We start from the raw sequence: 16,636 nt of genomic DNA, 5'->3' as shown, positions 1-16,636 counted from the left end.
AAATAATCCAACAATCGTAAGAGCTTGCCGTGACGCAGACGTCCTCTCGCCACATCCGCTTCCGGGGGTGCTCCTTCCCCGCCCTCGCCCTCGAGCCCGAGGCGCCGGTCGCGGCCTGGATCGGCCGGCTCGATTCCTACCTCGCTTGCTCGCCCGCCTTCTTCGCCAAGAAGCCCATCGTGGTCGATGTTTCGAAACTCGACCTCGATCGCGACGGGCTTGTCGATTTCGTAACGGAGCTGAAGGCCCGCAGGATCTCCATCCTGGGCGTCGCCGGCGCCGATCCCGCCTGGGCCTCCGACGAGCTGCCGCCCATTCTGACCGGCGCGCGCGCCCTCGCGCTCGCTGAGGAAGCGCCGCGCGACGACGCGCCGGCTGCGAAAAAACCCGCGCTGACCGCCGAGGAGCAAGCCGCCTTCGACCAGATTGGCGACATGCTCGCGCCTGCGGCCGATTCGGAGGCGGAAGAGCTGGCGCCCGAGCCCGCGAGCGCCATTCCCCTGCTTGTCGACGCGCCGGTGCGTTCGGGCCAGACGATCTTCTACCCGCAGGGCGACGTGATCGTGATCGGCTCCGTCAGCTCGGGCGCGGATGTCGTCGCGGGCGGCTCCATCCATGTCTACGGCACGCTTCGCGGGCGCGCGATGGCCGGCGCCTATGGCGAGACGCGCGCGCGAATCTTTTGCCGGCGCCTCGAGGCCGAACTCCTCGCCGTCGGCGGGATTTACTGCACCGCCGACGAAATAGACGACGACATGCGACGCCAGAACGTCCAGGTCTGGCTCGAAAAGGAAGACGTCAGAATCGCACGGCTGGATTAGGAGAGGACACGGAAATGACCAAGGTTTTGGTTGTCACCTCGGGTAAGGGCGGCGTCGGCAAGACGACGTCCACGGCCGCGCTCGGCGCGGCGCTCGCACAGCAAGGCAAGAAGGTCGCCGTGGTCGATTTCGACGTCGGCCTGCGCAATCTCGATCTCGTCATGGGAGCCGAGCGCCGGGTCGTCTTCGACCTGATCAATGTCGCGCAGGGCGAAGCGAAATTGCATCAGGCCCTGATCCGCGACAAGCGGCTGTCGAATCTCTTCCTCCTGCCGGCGTCGCAGACGCGCGACAAGGACGCGCTCACCGAAGACGGCGTGCGCGCGGTCATCGCCCAGCTGCGTGAAAAATTCGACTGGATTCTCTGCGACAGCCCGGCGGGAATCGAGCGGGGAGCCACGCTCGCCATGCGCTTCGCCGACATCGCGGTCGTCGTCGCCAATCCGGAAATCTCGTCGGTGCGCGACTCCGACCGCATCATCGGACTCCTCGACGCGAAGACCGAGCAGGCGGAAGCGGGCCATCGCATGGAAAAGCATCTCCTGCTCACCCGCTACGACGCGCGGCGCGCGGGTCGCGGCGAGATGCTCAGCATCGACGACGTCGTCGAAATCCTCTCCATTCCGCTCCTCGGCGTCGTGCCCGAAAGCGAAGAGGTTCTTCGCGCCTCGAATCTCGGCGCGCCGATCGTGCTGCACAATGCGACGAGCGCGCCGGCGCGCGCCTACGCCAACGCGGCCCAGCGTCTCTGCGGCGCGGACCTTCCGATGGAGATTCCCAGCGACAGGAAAAGCATCCTCGGTCGCCTCTTCGGCAGGAGGGCCGCATGAAGCGATCATGCGCCTCGGCAAGAATCAGAAGGCCGTCGAGATCGAGACCGATCTCGACGGCTCGCTCGGCCTCGACATTGCGCTCGGCGTCGGCGGCCTGCCGCGCGGGCGCATCGTCGAGATTTACGGGCCTGAATCCTCGGGCAAGACGACGCTGACGCTGCACGTCATCGCCGAGGCGCAGAAGACGGGGGCGTTTGCGCCTTCGTCGACGCCGAGCATGCGCTCGATCCCGTCTATGCCAAGAAGCTCGGCGTCAATCTCGACGAGCTGCTGATCTCGCAGCCCGATACGGGCGAGCAGGCGCTGGAGATCACCGACACGCTGGTGCGCTCGGGCGCGGTCGACGTGCTCGTGGTCGATTCGGTGGCGGCGCTGACGCCGCGCGCGGAAATCGAGGGCGAGATGGGCGAAGTGCAGCCGGGCCTGCAGGCGCGCCTGATGAGCCAGGCGCTGCGCAAGCTCACGGGCTCGATCTCGCTCCAATACGCTCGTGATCTTCATCAACCAGATCCGCATGAAGATCGGCGTGATGTTTGGCAATCCGGAGACGACGACGGGCGGCAACGCGCTGAAGTTCTACGCCTCCGTGCGCCTCGACATCCGCCGCATCGGGCGATCAAGGAGCGCGACGAGACGGTCGGCAACCAGACGCGCGTCAAGGTCGTCAAGAACAAGGTGGCGCCGCCGTTCAAGCAGGTCGAGTTCGACATCATGTATGGCGAGGGCATCTCCAAGGTCGGCGAGCTCATCGATCTCGGCGTGAAGGCCGGGCGTCGTCGAGAAGTCGGGAGCGTGGTTTTCCTACGACAGCCAGCGCCTCGGCCAGGGCCGCGAGAACGCCAAGGGTTTCCTGCGGCAGAACCCCGAGGCCGCCGCGCGCATCGAGCAGGCGATTCGCGAAAATGCAGGCCTCATCGCCGAGAAAATTCTCGACGCCCCCGGCGGTGACGACGACGAATAAGCGTCTCCTCGCCGCCAATCGACCCGCCAAGGCGAAGAGGTAGGTTTTCGGGCCATTTTTCATTTCGAAACCGTTTTGATGGGCAGATCGCCCGCCAGCGCCGTCGTTTCCGCAGGCGCACGGCGCGCGCGACGCGCCCGCTGCCTTCCTCGCCTCAGGGCCGCCGCAACGGCGGCTTTTCACCATATGATCGGACTTTGATGGAATTCGTTTTTCTCGATCAGGCCAGAGAGACCAAATGAGCTGGCGTCAGCGAAATCCGCGCTTCGTTTCTCGATTTCTTCGGTAAGAACGGTCACGAGATCGTGCCGTCCTCGCCGCTCGTTCCGCGCAACGACCCGACGCTGATGTTCACCAACGCCGGCATGGTGCAGTTCAAGAACGTCTTCACCGGGCGTCGAGACGCGCTATCAGGCCGCGCGCGACGACGTCGCAGAAGTGCGTGCGCGCCGGCGGCAAGCACAACGACCTCGACAACGTCGGCTACACCGCGCGCCACCACACCTTCTTCGAGATGCTCGGCAACTTCTCCTTCGGCGACTATTTCAAGGAGCGCGCGATCGAGCTCGCCTGGAACCTGCTGACGAAGGACTTCGGGCTGAAGAAAGACAAGCTGCTCGTCACCGTCTATCACACCGACGACGAAGCTTACGATCTGTGGAAAAAGATCGCGGCTTCTCCGACGATAAGATCATCCGTATCCCGACCGCCGACAATTTCTGGCAGATGGGCGACACCGGCCCCTGCGGCCCCGTGCTCGGAGATCTTCTTCGACCAGGGCGAGGCGCTGGCCGGCGGACCGCCCGGCAGCCCCGACGAGGACGGCGACCGGTTCCTCGAATTCTGGAACCTCGTCTTCATGCAATATGAGCAGGTGGCGCCCGGCCAGCGCGCGCCGACCTGCCGCGCCCGTCGATCGACACCGGCATGGGGCTCGAGCGCATCGCGGCACTCATGCAGGGCGTGACGACAACTACGACATCGATCTGTTCCAGCACCTGATCCAGGCGATCCGTCAGGAAGCAGCGAAGACCGGCGCAAAGGAAAGCGCGGCGACGCAAGCCGCGAGCCACCGCGTCATCGCCGACCATCTGCGCGCTTCCTCCTTCCTTGTCGCCGACGGCGTGCTGCCGTCGAACGAAGGCCGCGGCTACGTGCTGCGCCGCATCATGCGCCGCGCCATGCGTCATGCGCACCAGATGGGCTGCAGGAGCCGCTGATGTGGCGGCTCGTGCCGGCGCTCGTCGCGAGATGGGCACGCCTATCCCGAACTCGTCCGCGCCAGGCGCTGATCACCGACACGCTGAAGACCGAGGAGACCCGCTTCCGCGCCACCCTCGCACGCGGCCTCGCCATTCTCGACGAAGAAACGGCGGGCCTCGAAAAGGGCGCTGTCTTCCCGGGTGACGTCGCGTTCAAGCTTTACGACACCTACGGCTTCCCGCTCGATCTGACGGAGGACGCCCTGCGGCCGCGCGGCATCGCGTCGATAAGGATGCCTTCGATGCGCCGCGATGAAGCGCCAGCGCGCCGAGGCGCCGCCGCCTGGTCCGGCTCGGCGAGACGGCGACTGATGCGATCTGGTTCGATCTCAGAGATAAAGTCGGAGCCACTGAATTTTTAGGTTATGACACCGAGAAGGCAGAAGGTGAAATTCGCGCCATCGTTGTCAACGGTAAGGAATCCGTCGATGCGATCGCAAATGGAACGCCGGGTGTAATCATCACTAACCAAACTCCGTTCTACGGGGAGAGTGGCGGCCAAGTCGGCGACGCGGCGTCAAAGAGCTGGAACATCCTATTTCGCGTCGAGTGACACTATCAAGGCGCTCGGCGATCTGATCGTCCATGAGGGCGTCGTCGAGGAAGGCGGTGAGTTCGCGGTCTTGCGCTCGAACTCGAGGTCGATCACGGACGCCGCTCGGCGACGCGCGCCAATCATTCGGCGACCCACCTTCTGCACGAAGCGCTGAGGCAGGTGCTTGGCACGCACGTGGCGCAGAAAGGGTCGCTCGTCTCGCCAGATCGTTTGCGCTTCGACTTCTCGCATACGAAGCCAATGTCGGCGGAAGAGATTAAGCAAGTCGAGGATATCGCGAACGCGGTGCTGCTCGAAAACACGCCCGTCGTCACGCGCCTCATGGCGCTGGACGATGCGCGTGCGTCCGGCGCGATCGCGCGCTGTTCGGCGAGAAATACGGCGACGAGGTGCGCGTCGTCTCGATGGGCCGGCCGGACCCCGGCGTCCATCATCCCTTCTCGGTCGAACTTTGCGGCGGCACGCATGTGTCGCGCACGGGCGATATCGGCCTGATCGCAATTGTTTCCGAAGGCGCGGTCGCTTCGGGCGTCCGCCGCATCGAGGCGCGCACCGCCGAAGGCGCCCGCGCCTATCTTTCGTCGCAGGCGCGCGCGCTGTGAAAGACATCGCCGCGTGCTGATGCGCGCGCCCCGAAGATCTTGTCGATCGCGTGAAGCATCTCGTCGAAGAGCGCAAGAATCTCGAACGGGAGCTCGCCGACGCCAAGCGCCAGATGGCGCTCGGCGGCGGCGCTCCGGCGCGGGCGCGGCGTCGAACGGCGAAGCGATCCGCAGCATCGGCGGCGTCAAGCTGCTGGCGCGCGCGGTCGAGGGCATCGACGCGAAGGACCTGAAATCGCTCGTCGACGACGCAAAGAAGAGCATCGGCTCGGGAATCGTGGTGATCGCGAGCGCTTCGCCGGACGGCAAGGCCGGCGTCGTCGTCGGCGTCACGGACGATCTGACGCAGAAATATAGCGCCGTCGATTTCGTGCGCGTCGCAAGCGCCGCGCTTGGCGGCAAGGGCGGCGGCGGGCGGTCCCGACATGGCGCAGGCGCAAGGCGGGCATCCGCACCCTCGTCGCGGTGATGGAGGCCGAGCGCAAGGCGCTCGCCGCGACCGCCATTCTTCTTTTCGGCGCGGTGCTTTTCTCGGCCAGCGCGATTCATATCGCCGAACGTGACGCCCAGCCGGAGAATTTCGGCTCGATTCCGGCGGCCATGTGGTGGGCGATCGTCACCATCACCACCGTCGGCTATGGCGACGTCACCCCGGTGACCCTCGCGGGCCGCATGATCGCCTCCGTGACGATGGTGATGGGCTATGTCATGCTGGGCCTGCCGGTCGGCATCGTCGCCACGGCCTTTGCCGAAGAGATTCACAGGCGGGAGTTCGTCGTCACCTGGAGCATGGTGGCGAGCGTGCCGTTGTTTCGTACGCTGGACGCGACCGCGATCGCGGAGATCATGCGCTATCTCAGCGCTCAGTCCGTGCCTGCGGGCACGCTCATCGTGCGGCGCGGCGACATGGCGCAATCCATGTATTTCATCGCGGAGGGCGAGGTCGCCGCTTCCGCGAGCTTCTCTGCCTTCGCGATCGCTTCGTCGATGGAAGCCGACCATATAGAAGGCGGCTCAGGAAGGTGATCGTACTCGCCGTTCACGAGGCCCTTGAAGCCCTTGATCGTGTCGGCGAGCGACACGAGCTTGCCGGGCGAGCCGGTGAAGACTTCGGCGACGTGGAACGGCTGCGACATGAAAGCGCTCGATCTTACGGGCGCGAGCAACGACCAGCTTGTCCTCTTCCGAAAGCTCGTCCATGCCAAGGATCGCGATGATGTCCTGCAGCGACTTGTAGCGCTGCAAAATCGCCTGAACCTTACGAGCGACGTCGTAGTGCTCCTCGCCGACGATGCGCGGATCGAGAGCATGCGCGAGGTCGAGTCGAGCGGATCGACCGCCGGATAGATGCCCTTTTCGGCGATCGAGCGCGACAGCACGGTCGTCGCGTCCAGATGGGCGAACGACGTTGCCGGCGCCGGGTCGGTCAAGTCGTCGGCCGGAACGTAAATGGCCTGCACCGAGGTGATCGAGCCCTTTGGTCGTCGTGGTGATGCGCTCCTGCAGCGCGCCCATGTCGGTCGCAGCGTCGGCTGATAGCCCACCGCCGAAGGAATACGGCCGAGCAGCGCCGACACTTCCGAGCCCGCCTGCGTGAAGCGGAAGATGTTGTCGACGAAGAACAGCACGTCCTGGCCCTGGTCGCGGAAGTCCTCGGCGACAGTGAGGCCGGAAAGAGCGACGCGTGCGCGCGCACCCGGCGGCTCGTTCATCTGGCCATAGACCAGGGCGCATTTCGAACCGGCAGCCGAGCCGTTGTTCTTCTTCGGGTCCTTGTTGACGTTGGACTCGATCATCTCGTGATAGAGGTCGTTGCCCTCGCGCGTGCGCTCGCCGACGCCCGCGAAGACCGAATATCCGCCGTGCGCCTTGGCGACGTTGTTGATCAATTCCATGATCAAAACGGTCTTGCCGACGCCCGCGCCGCCGAACAGGCCGATCTTGCCGCCCTTGGCGTAAGGTGCCAGCAAGTCGACGACCTTGATGCCGGTGACGAGGATCTGCGCCTCGGTCGCCTGCTCTTCGAACGTCGGCGCCGGCTGGTGGATAGCGCGCACCGAGCTGGTCTTGATCGGACCGGCTTCGTCGACCGGCTCGCCGATGACGTTGATGATGCGGCCGAGCGTCTCGTCGCCGACGGGAACCGAGATCGGAGCGCCGGTGTCGGTGACTTCCTGACCGCGAACGAGACCTTCGGTCGAGTCCATGGCGATGGTGCGCACGGTGTTCTCGCCGAGATGCTGCGCGACTTCGAGAACGAGGCGCTGCCCTGGTTCGTGGTCTCGAGCGCGTTCAGGATTTCCGGCAGCTTGTCGTCGAAATGCACGTCAACGACGGCACCCGTCACCTGGTGAATCTTCCCTACGTCGAGCGACCGGGATGTTGTTGCGTGTCGCTTTGGAATACGGGCAGATCTGGTGCGCTTCTTCGATCAGCGCTTGCAGTTTGTCCTTATCGGCACCGGGAATTGCGAGCGTCAGATGCGCCTTGAGGGCGAAGCTCGTGGCATCCTTGTTGAGTTCCACTTCACACGTGACCTTGGCGGCCTGACCGTCGAGTCCATGCTTCTTGGCGAGAAGCAGAACCGCCTTGGCCTTCACCCGATCCGCCGAGATCCTTAGGCAACGCCATTGCGAGAGCGAGCTTGCCCTCTTCGAGATGACCCTTCGTCGATGAGTTCCTTGGTGATCATCGCCTGACCGCGCGATCTCGATCAGTTCCTTGGTAATGTTCGCCTGCCGCTGACGGTTATATTTGATCGTGCTTCTTGATCATGTCGCCGGCGTTGCGCGTGGCGTTGTCCATCGCGCTCATGCGCGCGCCCTAGAACGAGGCGGCGTTCTCGAGCAGCGCGCGGAAGATCTGCGTCGAGATGTTGCGCGGCAGGAGATCCGAGAGGATCTCGTCCTGGCCCGGCTCATATTCGTAAGCAGGCTGCGCGCCTTCCTGCGCCGGAGCGTTCTCGTTCGCGGCGATCTGCGCCGGGATGAGCTGCTGCGCCGTCGGGATCTGCGCGATGACCGACTTGAATTCCGAGAAGAACAGCGTAGCGACGTCGAACTCGCCCGGCTTCGAACATCTCGATGACCTTCTTGCCGATCTCGTCCGCGTTCTCGAAGTCCTGATCGCACACCCAGGCCGCGCAGCTCGACAATGCTCACGATCTCGGCTCGAGATCGCGGCGAAGCTGGTCGTAGCCCTTCTTGCCGACCGTCAGGATCTTCACCGTCTTGCCGGCGGCGATCAAACGGTTGGCGTCATGCTCGCGCGAGCGGACGATCGAGGAATTGAACGCGCCGCACAGACCGCGCTCGGCGGGCGACGACGAGTAGATGCACGTCGTCCTTGCCGGTCCCGACGAGAAGCGGCGAAGCGCCGTTCTTGTCCGCGACCTTCGAAGCGAGGCTGCCCAGCACGGTCTCCATGCGCTCGGCGTAGGGCGCGCGGCGGCGGTCGCCGGCTGCGCGCGGCGCAGCTTCGCGCCGCGACCATCTGCATGGCCTTGGTGATCTTCTGCGTCGCCTTGACACCGAGGCGATACGGTTGCGCATGCTTCTTTTAAGCTGAGCGTCGCGCGGCGTTCATCGGGCGGAACCCGATCAAGCGCAAAACCCTTCGCGAAACTTGTCGACGACGCTCGAGCTTCTTCTCCGAGTCTGCCGACAGCGCCTTCTCTTTCGCAATCGCGTCGAGGATCGTCTTTTCCGAGCGAAGCCCGGCGAGAACGCCGTCCTCGAAGGCGCGGACGCGATTGACCGGCAGCGGATCGAGATAGCCGTTCACGCCGGCGTAGATCACGCGCGACCTGCTCTTCCATCTTGAGCGGCGAGAACTGCGGCTGCTTCAGGAGCTCCGTCAGACGCGCGCCGCGTGCGAGCAGGCGCTGCGTCGCCGCGTCGAGGTCGGAGCCGAACTGCGCGAAGGCCGCCATTTCGCGTACTGCGCGAGCTCGCCCTTGATCTTGCCCGCGACCTTCTTCATCGCCTTCGTCTGTGCGGACGAACCGACGCGCGACACCGACAGACCGACGTTCACGGCCGGACGGATGCCCTGATAGAAGAGGTCCGTCTCGAGGAAGATCTGGCCGTCGGTGATCGAAATGACGTTCGTCGGGATGTACGCCGACACGTCGTTGGCCTGCGTCTCGATGACCGGGAGCGCCGTCAGCGAACCCTTGCCGGCAGCGTCGCGATCGTCATTGAGCTTGGCGGCGCGCTCGAGCAGACGGGAATGCAGATAGAAGACGTCGCCCGGATAGGCTTCGCGGCCCGGCGGACGGCGCAGCAGCAGCGACATCTGGCGGTAGGCGACGGCCTGCTTGGAAAGATCGTCATAGATGATCACGGCGTGCATGCCGTTGTCGCGGAATATTCGCCCATCGCGCAGCCGGTGAACGGCGCCAGGAACTGCATCGGCGCCGGATCCGACGCGGTGGCCGCGACGATGATCGAATATTCGAGCGCGCCGCGCTCTTCGAGCACCTTCACGAACTGCGCGACGGTCGAGCGCTTCTGGCCGACGGCGACGTAGACGCAATAGAGCTTCGCGCTTTCGTCGGTGCCTTCGTTAGCCGGCTTCTGGTTGAGGAGGTGTCGAGCGCGATCGCGGTCTTGCCGGTCTGGCGGTCGCCGATGATCAGCTCGCGCTGGCCGCGGCCGATCGGGATGAGAGCGTCGATCGCCTTGAGGCCGGTCGCCATCGGCTCATGCACCGACTTGCGCGGAATGATGCCGGGCGCCTTGACGTCGACGCGCGCGCTTTTCGAACTTGATCGGGCCCTTGCCGTCGATCGGATTGCCGAGCGCGTCGACGACGCGGCCCAGAAGCTCCTTGCCGACCGGAACGTCGACGATGGCGCCGGTGCGCTTGACCGTGTCGCCTTCCGGATCGTCGCGGTCGTCGCCGAAAATAACGACGCCGACGTTGTCGGCTTTCGAGGTTCAGCGCCATGCCGCGGATGCCGTTCTCGAACTCGACCATTTCGCCGGCCTGGACGTTGTCGAGACCGTAGACGCGCGCGATGCCGTCGCCGACCGACAGCACCTGGCCGACCTCGGTGACCTCGGCTTCCTTGCCGAAGTTGGCGATCTGGTCCTTGAGGATCGCGGAAATTTCTGCGGCGCGGATTTCCATCAGCCGGACCTCTGACCGACTTGCCGCCGGTGACCGCGGCGAGCGCCTGGCGCAGCGCCGACTCATGATCGGGCTTCAGCGGGGCGGCGACGGTGACGTCGGCGCGCACGAGGCCCTTGGCCCTGTCGTGCAGCCCCTGATAGGCGGCGATCATGTCGGGAAGAACGAAGAGGCGGCGCTTCGAGGCGACGAGGCGAATGAAATTCGCGGCGACGCCGGAAATGCCGGCCTTGGAGAGAATGGCGTCGAGCGCCTTGACCTGCTCCTGCGCCGTGAAGACCGGGCTCTTCACCAGGCGCTTCAGGTCGGCGCTGTCGTTGATGAGGCTCTGGAACGCGGCCAGAGCCGCGGCGACCTCGTCGGCGGCGTTCTTTTCCGACGCCAGTTCGTAAAGGGCGGAGGCGTAACGTCCTGCGACGCCGGAAAGCGAAACTCCGTCTTGAGCCACTTGGATCGCTCGTCAAATTCGCATCGTTCAAAGCGGCTCCACGACGCGGCCATGCGTTCGCGCGGTGGGCGGTCTGCTTCAAAGCGACGGATGCTGCAGGGGCAAGGAACTGAGAGCGGCAACGCCCCAGTCCCAAGGCGATGGGTCCCTAACACAGGGGATTTTGCGGCGCAACCCTACCCGGCGCCCAGATTTGTCGCCATAGCCCTCAGCCGCGCCCGATCCTGCGGCGCGAAGGCCCGCCAGGGGATGAAGCGCAACGCGCCCGAAGAGAGGGTCAGGAAAAGCAGTTCCCGGGTTTCCCGCGCGGCTGCGACCGAGCGCCAGGGAATCGCCAGCGCGAAATCGGCGGCGTCGCGCGTGACGATGGCCTTGGCGTCGATCTCGTAAATTATCGTCCTGTTGGCCTGCGGCATTTTGACAAAGGCGACGAAGATCGCGGGGACCACCGCCGCCAGCATCCCGGCGAAGAAGGGGCCCGCATCGAGCGCGAAGTCGCGCAGCCCGGCGAGCGGCGGCTCCCGCAGGCGCGATCAATCCGCGTCGCGAAGATATGCCGCCCCGGTCAGGAACAACGCCAAAGCGAGAAGCGCCGCGCCGAGGAACGTCATCTTGACGATGAGGCGAGCCCAGCCGCGCACATGGTCGAGAAAAGTGAGCGTCGTCTGGCCCCCGATGATCTCCGCGTCTGACATGTCCGCGTCCCGCCTCTCGCTTTGCTTGCAACGCCGCCCACGATAAGTTTCCGGCGAGGCGCGGTTTATGCGCCGCAGCACGATTCGGAGAGCATCATGGCGCGCGCAGTGGTCGGCATTATCGGCGGTTCGGGCGTCTATGACCTTCCGGGCGCGGAAAATGTGCGCCGCGAGCGCGTGTCCACGCCCTGGGGGGAGCCCTCGGACGAACTCGTCTTCGGCGAGATCGGCGGCACGCAGGCGGTGTTCCTGCCGCGTCACGGACGCGGGCACCGGCTCTCGCCCTCGACAATCAACTACCGCGCCAATATCGACGCAATGAAGCGCGCCGGCGTTACCGACATCATCTCGGTCTCCGCCTGCGGCTCGTTCAAATCGCAGTTCTTTCCGGGCCTCTTCGTGCTGGTCGATCAGTTCGTCGACCGCACTTTTGCGCGCCAGTCTTCTTTCTTCGGCGACGGCTGCGTGGCGCATGTCTCCATGGCGCACCCCATCGCGCCGAAGCTTTCCGCGCGAATCGCAAAGGCCGCGCGCGAAGAAGGAATCGAGATCGCCGTCGGCGGGACTTATGTCTGCATGGAAGGCCCGCAATTTTCGACTTACGCCGAATCGCTGCACTACAAGGCCGCCGGCTTCGATCTCATCGGCATGACGGCGATGCCCGAAGCCAAGCTCGCGCGGGAGGCGGAGATTTCCTACGCGACCATCGCGATGGTCACGGATTTCGACTGCTGGCATCCCGAGCACGACCATGTGGACGTCGCCTCGGTGATCGATATCGTGCGCAAGAATTCGGCCGCCGCCGCGCGGCTCGTCGGCCGCGTGCTCAAGGATTTTCCCGCCGAACACGAGCCCTGCCCCATCGGCTCCGACCGCGCGCTGGACAACGCCATCCTCACGGCGCGGGACGCGCGCGATCCGGAATTGTTGAAGAAGCTCGATGCGGTGATGTCGCGCCTCAACAAGGCGAGCTAAAACGTCCACGTCGTGCGCAGCGTGAAAATCTCCGTCACGCGGCGATCGTTCAGCAGCGCCGGATTCATGAAGAACTGCACGTCCGGCGTGATCTTCACGGCCTTGAAGACCGTGTAATTGTGATAGGTCTCGATCACCCATTCGGACTGCCAGTAGGGGCTTGTCTGCGCGAGGTCGAGCGCCGTGCCGTTCGTCTTGCTCCATCCGGCGCCGAGACCCCATTCGTCGAGGCGGTTGCGGCCCAACGGGTTCTCGTAAACGGTTCCGAAGGCGATCGACGTCTCGATGGGAATGGCGGAGGTTGATGCGCGTGAAGAAGCCCCAGCGCCCGACCCTTTGCGACGCGGAAAAGGAGACGCCGCGCGACAGGCCCGGCTGCAAAGGCGTCGAGGGCTGCGAATACCAGAGCAGCGAATAGTAGTAACGGCCGCCCGCTTACGAGCGTCAGCCGGCGTCGGATGCGCAATCCAGGCCAAAGCAGGTCGCAGCCTGCGCGGTTTCATCGAGAGCGGGCGACGTCGCCTCTTCGACCGCCAGCGCCGACGACAGGATCAGCGTAAAGGCCAGAAGGCGCAGCAGCGGGAAAAGGAGCAGCGTTTTCATGCGGCCATTTCCGCGCGGCGCGATTGCGAAAAGCTTACGGAAGGCGGTTACGGAATTTTAAACGGACGCGCAGGCCTAACGGATCGTTGCGCACGAGAATCGTCGTCAGTAATACCACCAGCCGTTTCGCCACTGGCCCTGCAGCCGCAAGGGCGGCGCGGGACGGCGGGCGGGGACATTGCTCCCATAATAGTCGCCGACATAGCTGCAGCCGTAGCAGCCGCCATAGCCTCCCTGGGCCGGGCCCGGCGACGGGACGCCGGGGTAAGGCGGCGCGTAAGGAGACGGCGCCGCCGGGCCGGTCGGCACCGAGGGAGGTCGCACCGGCGCGTAAGTCTGCGCCTGCGCGGGGAAAGAGAACGCGAAAAGCAGGGCGGCGAGCGCGCGCATCGGGTCAAATCCTTGGAACGAAGCCTGCTTGAGTGTATGCAGCTTCGCTGCGCGCGCCAGCGCGAACTCAACTTATGGTTGAGTATTACGCAATCTGCGACCCAGGGGTTCACGATGCCGCTTCGCGCCGCCATCCGCACGATTCCGGACTACCCGAAAAAAGGCATTCTCTTTCGCGACATCACCACGCTGCTCGGCGACGCGCGGGCGTTCCGCAAGGCCGTGGACGAGCTGGTTCAGCCCTGGGCCGGCGCCAAGATCGAGAAGGTCGCCGGCATGGAGGCGCGCGGCTTCATCCTTGGCGGCGCGGTCGCCCATCAGCTCTCGGCCGGCTTCATTCCAATTCGCAAAAAAGGCAAATTGCCGCACAAGACTGTGTCGATTTCCTACGAGCTTGAATACGGAACCGACGAGATGGAGATGCACGAGGACGCCGTCGCGCAAGGCGAGAAGGTGATCCTGGTCGACGATCTCATCGCCACGGGCGGGACGGCGGAAGGCGCGATCCGGCTGTTGCAGAAGATGGGGGCCGACGTCGTCGCGGCCTGTTTCGTGATCGACCTGCCGGATCTCGGCGGAGCGAAGAAGATCGAGGCGCTGGGCGTGCCGGTTCGCACGCTCGTCGCCTTCGAGGGTCACTGAGGATGATTGCCCGCCGGGGGCGGCGCTTATAGGATTGAACGACAAAGCTTATGAAGCCGCGTTCCACCTATCTCCTTCTGGCCGCCGTCGCGATCGGCGCGCTCGGTCTGGGCGTGGCGGCGCTGCGTTTCCTGCCCGCGCCGGGCGGGCGCGGCGGCGCCCGCAAGGTCGCCATTCTCGCGCCGCATCCGGCCGGCGGATCGATCCTCCCCGGCCTTCGCCGCGCTGCGCCGCCGCCGGTCCCGGCGCCCGTCCCTGCTTCGCAGCCGCCGGCGCCCGCGCAACCCGCCCCGGCGCCGGCCGCGCAGGCGACGCCTCCATCGGACGCCGTCGCTCCCCTGCCCCCGGCGGCCCCCGCAGGGCCAACTGCGCTAGCCCAGCCCGCGCCGCCGCCGACGGTCGCCGACGCCAAACCCGCCCCTATCGAGGAGGCGCCGGCGTCGATCGAGCAGCAGGCGGGCGTCGAGGGCCTCGTTTCCTTCCCGCCCGTCGCGCCGGTTCCCCCCGCGCGGCCGTCCGAGCTTCGCGCGGCGGAGACCGTCGCGCCCCTGCCCCCTGTGCGCCCGCGCGACCTCGCCGCGCTCGAGACGCCCGCGGAGCCCCCGGCGCCGCCCGCTCAACCCCAGCCGGCGCCGCCGCAAGCCGCGCAACCCGCCCCGCAGCAGCCGACCCAGCCGCAGACAGGCGGATCCTGGTTCCAATGGTCGCCCGCGTCGCAAGCTCCGGCCCCGGCCCCCGCGGACGCGTCCCAGACGACGGCCGCTCCCGCGCCGGTTTACGTCAACGCGCCGCTGCCGCCCGCGCGCCCGGCCGATCTCGGCAAGCTCGCGTCCCTCGCGCCCGCCGCCAGGACGGCCCCGACCGAAGCCGCGCCGGCGGCCCCGGCGACGCCCGCCGCATCCGGCGGCGGCCAGCAGACCGCGCGGCTCGAAGAGCCGACCCTGCGGCCCGCGCCCGACGACGCCTTTCAAGCGGCGCCGCCCAAATTCGGCATGGGAGATCCGGTCTTCGTGCGCATCTTCAAGCAGGAGGGCCAGCTTGAACTGTGGCTGAAGAAGAACGGCCGCTATTCGCTCTACAAGACCTTCCCGATCTGCAAATGGTCCGGGCGCCTCGGTCCGAAGGTGAAGGAAGCCGACTATCAGTCGCCCGAGGGATTTTACAGCGTCTCGGCCAAGCAGCTTAATCCTCACTCCAATTACTACCGCGCGTTCAATGTCGGCTATCCAAACGCCTTCGACCGCCAGAACGGGCGGACGGGCGGCCTCGTGATGGTCCATGGCGCCTGCAAGTCGGTCGGTTGCTTCGCCATGACGGATCGGGGCATCGAGGAGATCTACGGCTTCGTCGAGTCGGCGCTGAAGGCCGGACAGAAAGAGATCCCCGTCCATATCTTCCCCTTTCGCATGACGGAGGCGAACATCGCGCGCGAGGTCGGCGGCGGCTGGCTCTCCTTCGTGGGCGGCGGCGGCTATCAGCAGTGGGCCGGGTTCTGGAAGAACCTCAAGGAGGGCTACGATCTTTTCGAGCAGAGCGGCCAGCCCCCGGTCGCCTTCGCCTGCGGCGACCATTATGAATTCGACGGCGGCTCGAGCGCCTGCAAGCGCGTCGCGGGCTGGTGACGTTCAGCCTAATTTCAGCCGGGATGGCTAAGCTCCTATGTGATGAGCAGACGCTAATGCGCCGCCAATAAAGGAAACGCCATGCCCCTCTTCAAACGCCTCGCCGCTGCGGCCGTCGCGGCCGCCGCCCTTTTCGGCGCCACCGCGGTCGAGGCCGGCCCCAACGTGCCGCTCTGCCTCTCGCTGCAAAACAGCTACAACGCCTGCATGGTTCAGGCGCAGCGTCAGGGCTGGGGCGGCTATGGCGGCTGGGGCGGCGGTTACGACAATGGCTATGGCGGCTATGGCGGCGGCTGGGGCGACGACGACGATTATTACCGTTATCAGCGCCGCCAATATCGCTCCGCGTCCAAACAGGCCGAGTGCGCCCGCTGGCTCTACGCGATCCAGCAGGCCGGCTGCGTGCGCTGAAGCCGTCATTGCTCCTATGGTCCCCGCGTCATTGCGAGCGCAGCGAAGAAAGCCAGAGCCGACTCAGCCTGCTGGATTGCTGATGACGAAGGCGCGAGATCAGCGCCGGCAGGCGCCCTGGCCCCAGAGGCCGACGCCGCGCGCGCGCCGCACGCAGTCATTCGGGTATGTGCGCCCATCGACGCCGCAAACCGGCATGTAAATGCGCGGACAGGCGCCCGGGCGCGGGCCCGGCGCCGTCCGGCAGGCGCCGTTGTGGCGCAGCGCGACGCCGTGGGCGCGCCGCACGCAGTCGTTCGGATAGGTGCGGCCGTCGACCCCGCAGACCGGCAGATAGATCATCGTGCAGGCGACGGGACGGCCGGGCGCGGGAGAATGCGCGCGCGCCGGAAGGGCGCTCGCCCCGAGGACCGCGGAAAGCGCGCAAGCGATAAAATGCTTTGTTATAATCATGGGGGTGGCCCTAAAGGAACGCTCGGACCACCGAACATAGCCGATAACGCGCCTCCGATCTTCTCCGCCCTTGCATCCGCGGATTTCGAACAAGCGGGAAGGGTCGCGCCGATGAGGGCGGCGGAAATCGCCCTGGAGCCCGGGTTGCGCGGCTCGCCATTGACAAACGCCCGCCCCTCGGCTAGGCAAACAACTGCTTCGTCGCGGCGGTCTCGCCGCGTTTTTCGTT

At 65.7% G+C, this 16,636-nt stretch carries 17 protein-coding genes and 9 pseudogenes; 14 read left to right on the top strand and 12 right to left on the bottom strand.

What is annotated here, in order from left to right; translation table 11 throughout:
* Positions 1–29: 29 nt before the first annotated feature.
* The 10 genes and pseudogenes from minC to ACPFMJ_RS16470 form a co-directional block, all read left to right on the top strand.
* Positions 30–821 (top strand): septum site-determining protein MinC, encoded by a 792-nt coding sequence (gene minC, locus ACPFMJ_RS16515; RefSeq protein ID WP_424361023.1) that lies wholly within the window; start codon positions 30–32, stop codon positions 819–821.
* A gap of 14 nt (positions 822–835) precedes the next feature.
* Positions 836–1,651 carry a septum site-determining protein MinD gene (gene minD, locus ACPFMJ_RS16510; protein ID WP_424361022.1) on the top strand — a complete coding sequence of 272 codons (816 nt, stop codon included), beginning with the start codon at positions 836–838 and terminating at the stop codon, positions 1,649–1,651.
* 7 nt (positions 1,652–1,658) lie between these two features.
* Positions 1,659–2,326 (top strand): annotated as a pseudogene (locus ACPFMJ_RS16505) (recombinase RecA); the annotation flags it as partial.
* A 157-nt stretch (positions 2,327–2,483) separates the two neighbouring features.
* Positions 2,484–2,615: pseudogene (locus ACPFMJ_RS16500) on the top strand (recombinase RecA); the annotation flags it as partial.
* Positions 2,616–3,057: 442 nt separating this feature from the next.
* The gene (locus ACPFMJ_RS16495; RefSeq protein ID WP_424361021.1) at positions 3,058–3,582 is read left to right on the top strand and encodes an alanine--tRNA ligase-related protein; all 525 of its coding nucleotides are present in this window, start codon (positions 3,058–3,060) and stop codon (positions 3,580–3,582) included.
* Positions 3,482–4,239: pseudogene (locus ACPFMJ_RS16490) on the top strand (alanine--tRNA ligase-related protein). Before ACPFMJ_RS16495 ends, ACPFMJ_RS16490 begins: the two are co-directional and overlap by 101 nt.
* Positions 4,161–4,430 (top strand): alanine--tRNA ligase-related protein, encoded by a 270-nt coding sequence (locus tag ACPFMJ_RS16485; protein ID WP_424363895.1) that lies wholly within the window; start codon positions 4,161–4,163, stop codon positions 4,428–4,430. The pseudogene ACPFMJ_RS16490 and the gene ACPFMJ_RS16485 overlap by 79 nt, the downstream one beginning before the upstream one ends.
* Positions 4,431–4,822: 392 nt before the next feature.
* On the top strand, positions 4,823–5,035 hold the full coding sequence (locus ACPFMJ_RS16480) for a hypothetical protein (protein WP_424361020.1): 213 nt from the start codon (positions 4,823–4,825) through the stop codon (positions 5,033–5,035).
* A gap of 19 nt (positions 5,036–5,054) precedes the next feature.
* Entirely contained in the window at positions 5,055–5,504 is a 450-nt protein-coding gene (locus tag ACPFMJ_RS16475) for a DHHA1 domain-containing protein (protein WP_424363894.1), read from the top strand.
* Positions 5,468–5,980 (top strand): annotated as a pseudogene (locus tag ACPFMJ_RS16470) (cyclic nucleotide-gated ion channel); the annotation flags it as partial. The gene ACPFMJ_RS16475 and the pseudogene ACPFMJ_RS16470, both read left to right, overlap by 37 nt.
* A gap of 69 nt (positions 5,981–6,049) precedes the next feature.
* Here ACPFMJ_RS16470 and ACPFMJ_RS16465 read toward each other — a convergent pair.
* The 8 genes and pseudogenes from ACPFMJ_RS16465 to ACPFMJ_RS16430 form a co-directional block, all read right to left on the bottom strand.
* Positions 6,050–6,280, bottom strand: coding sequence for a hypothetical protein (locus ACPFMJ_RS16465; protein ID WP_424363893.1), 231 nt, complete (start codon positions 6,278–6,280; stop codon positions 6,050–6,052).
* A 113-nt stretch (positions 6,281–6,393) separates the two neighbouring features.
* Positions 6,394–7,257 (bottom strand): annotated as a pseudogene (gene atpD / locus ACPFMJ_RS16460) (F0F1 ATP synthase subunit beta); the annotation flags it as partial.
* A 105-nt stretch (positions 7,258–7,362) separates the two neighbouring features.
* Positions 7,363–7,693 (bottom strand): annotated as a pseudogene (locus ACPFMJ_RS16455) (OsmC family protein); the annotation flags it as partial.
* 47 nt (positions 7,694–7,740) lie between these two features.
* Positions 7,741–8,586, bottom strand: a pseudogene (locus ACPFMJ_RS16450) (F0F1 ATP synthase subunit gamma); the annotation flags it as partial.
* 53 nt (positions 8,587–8,639) lie between these two features.
* Positions 8,640–10,168: pseudogene (gene atpA / locus ACPFMJ_RS16445) on the bottom strand (F0F1 ATP synthase subunit alpha); the annotation flags it as partial.
* A gap of 70 nt (positions 10,169–10,238) precedes the next feature.
* Positions 10,239–10,616, bottom strand: a pseudogene (gene atpH, locus ACPFMJ_RS16440) (ATP synthase F1 subunit delta); the annotation flags it as partial.
* Positions 10,617–10,792: 176 nt separating this feature from the next.
* Positions 10,793–11,065, bottom strand: coding sequence for a YcxB family protein (locus ACPFMJ_RS16435; protein WP_424361019.1), 273 nt, complete (start codon positions 11,063–11,065; stop codon positions 10,793–10,795).
* Between the two features lie 84 nt (positions 11,066–11,149).
* Entirely contained in the window at positions 11,150–11,311 is a 162-nt protein-coding gene (locus ACPFMJ_RS16430) for a hypothetical protein (RefSeq protein ID WP_424361018.1), read from the bottom strand.
* Between the two features lie 96 nt (positions 11,312–11,407).
* Here ACPFMJ_RS16430 and ACPFMJ_RS16425 point away from each other — a divergent pair, with 96 nt between their 5' ends.
* A complete protein-coding gene (locus ACPFMJ_RS16425) occupies positions 11,408–12,286 on the top strand; it encodes an S-methyl-5'-thioadenosine phosphorylase (protein ID WP_424361017.1) in 879 nt (292 codons plus the stop codon).
* Here ACPFMJ_RS16425 and ACPFMJ_RS16420 read toward each other — a convergent pair.
* From ACPFMJ_RS16420 to ACPFMJ_RS16410, 3 genes are all read right to left on the bottom strand, one after another.
* The gene (locus ACPFMJ_RS16420; protein ID WP_424361016.1) at positions 12,283–12,531 is read right to left on the bottom strand and encodes a carbohydrate porin; all 249 of its coding nucleotides are present in this window, start codon (positions 12,529–12,531) and stop codon (positions 12,283–12,285) included. The genes ACPFMJ_RS16425 and ACPFMJ_RS16420 overlap by 4 nt on opposite strands.
* Before the next feature lie 199 nt (positions 12,532–12,730).
* Entirely contained in the window at positions 12,731–12,889 is a 159-nt protein-coding gene (locus tag ACPFMJ_RS16415) for a hypothetical protein (protein ID WP_424361015.1), read from the bottom strand.
* Between the two features lie 105 nt (positions 12,890–12,994).
* The gene (locus ACPFMJ_RS16410; RefSeq protein WP_424361014.1) at positions 12,995–13,279 is read right to left on the bottom strand and encodes a hypothetical protein; all 285 of its coding nucleotides are present in this window, start codon (positions 13,277–13,279) and stop codon (positions 12,995–12,997) included.
* A 114-nt stretch (positions 13,280–13,393) separates the two neighbouring features.
* Between ACPFMJ_RS16410 and ACPFMJ_RS16405 the strand changes: the two genes are divergently transcribed.
* The 3 genes from ACPFMJ_RS16405 (at position 13,394) to ACPFMJ_RS16395 (ending at position 15,954) form a co-directional block, all read left to right on the top strand.
* A complete protein-coding gene (locus ACPFMJ_RS16405) occupies positions 13,394–13,921 on the top strand; it encodes an adenine phosphoribosyltransferase (protein ID WP_424363892.1) in 528 nt (175 codons plus the stop codon).
* A gap of 50 nt (positions 13,922–13,971) precedes the next feature.
* Positions 13,972–15,543, top strand: a complete 1,572-nt coding sequence (locus ACPFMJ_RS16400; protein ID WP_424361013.1) for a L,D-transpeptidase family protein — start codon at positions 13,972–13,974, stop codon at positions 15,541–15,543.
* An 81-nt stretch (positions 15,544–15,624) separates the two neighbouring features.
* Positions 15,625–15,954 (top strand): hypothetical protein, encoded by a 330-nt coding sequence (locus tag ACPFMJ_RS16395; RefSeq protein WP_424361012.1) that lies wholly within the window; start codon positions 15,625–15,627, stop codon positions 15,952–15,954.
* 99 nt (positions 15,955–16,053) lie between these two features.
* Here the strand turns inward: ACPFMJ_RS16395 and ACPFMJ_RS16390 are convergent, their stop codons facing one another.
* Positions 16,054–16,407, bottom strand: coding sequence for a Kazal-type serine protease inhibitor domain-containing protein (locus ACPFMJ_RS16390; RefSeq protein ID WP_424361011.1), 354 nt, complete (start codon positions 16,405–16,407; stop codon positions 16,054–16,056).
* Positions 16,408–16,636 lie beyond the last annotated feature (229 nt).

This window comes from Methylocystis parvus (assembly GCF_049675845.1).
Taxonomy (GTDB): Bacteria; Pseudomonadota; Alphaproteobacteria; order Rhizobiales; family Beijerinckiaceae; genus Methylocystis; species Methylocystis parvus_A.
This window is presented reverse-complemented; position numbering and strand designations above follow the sequence as displayed.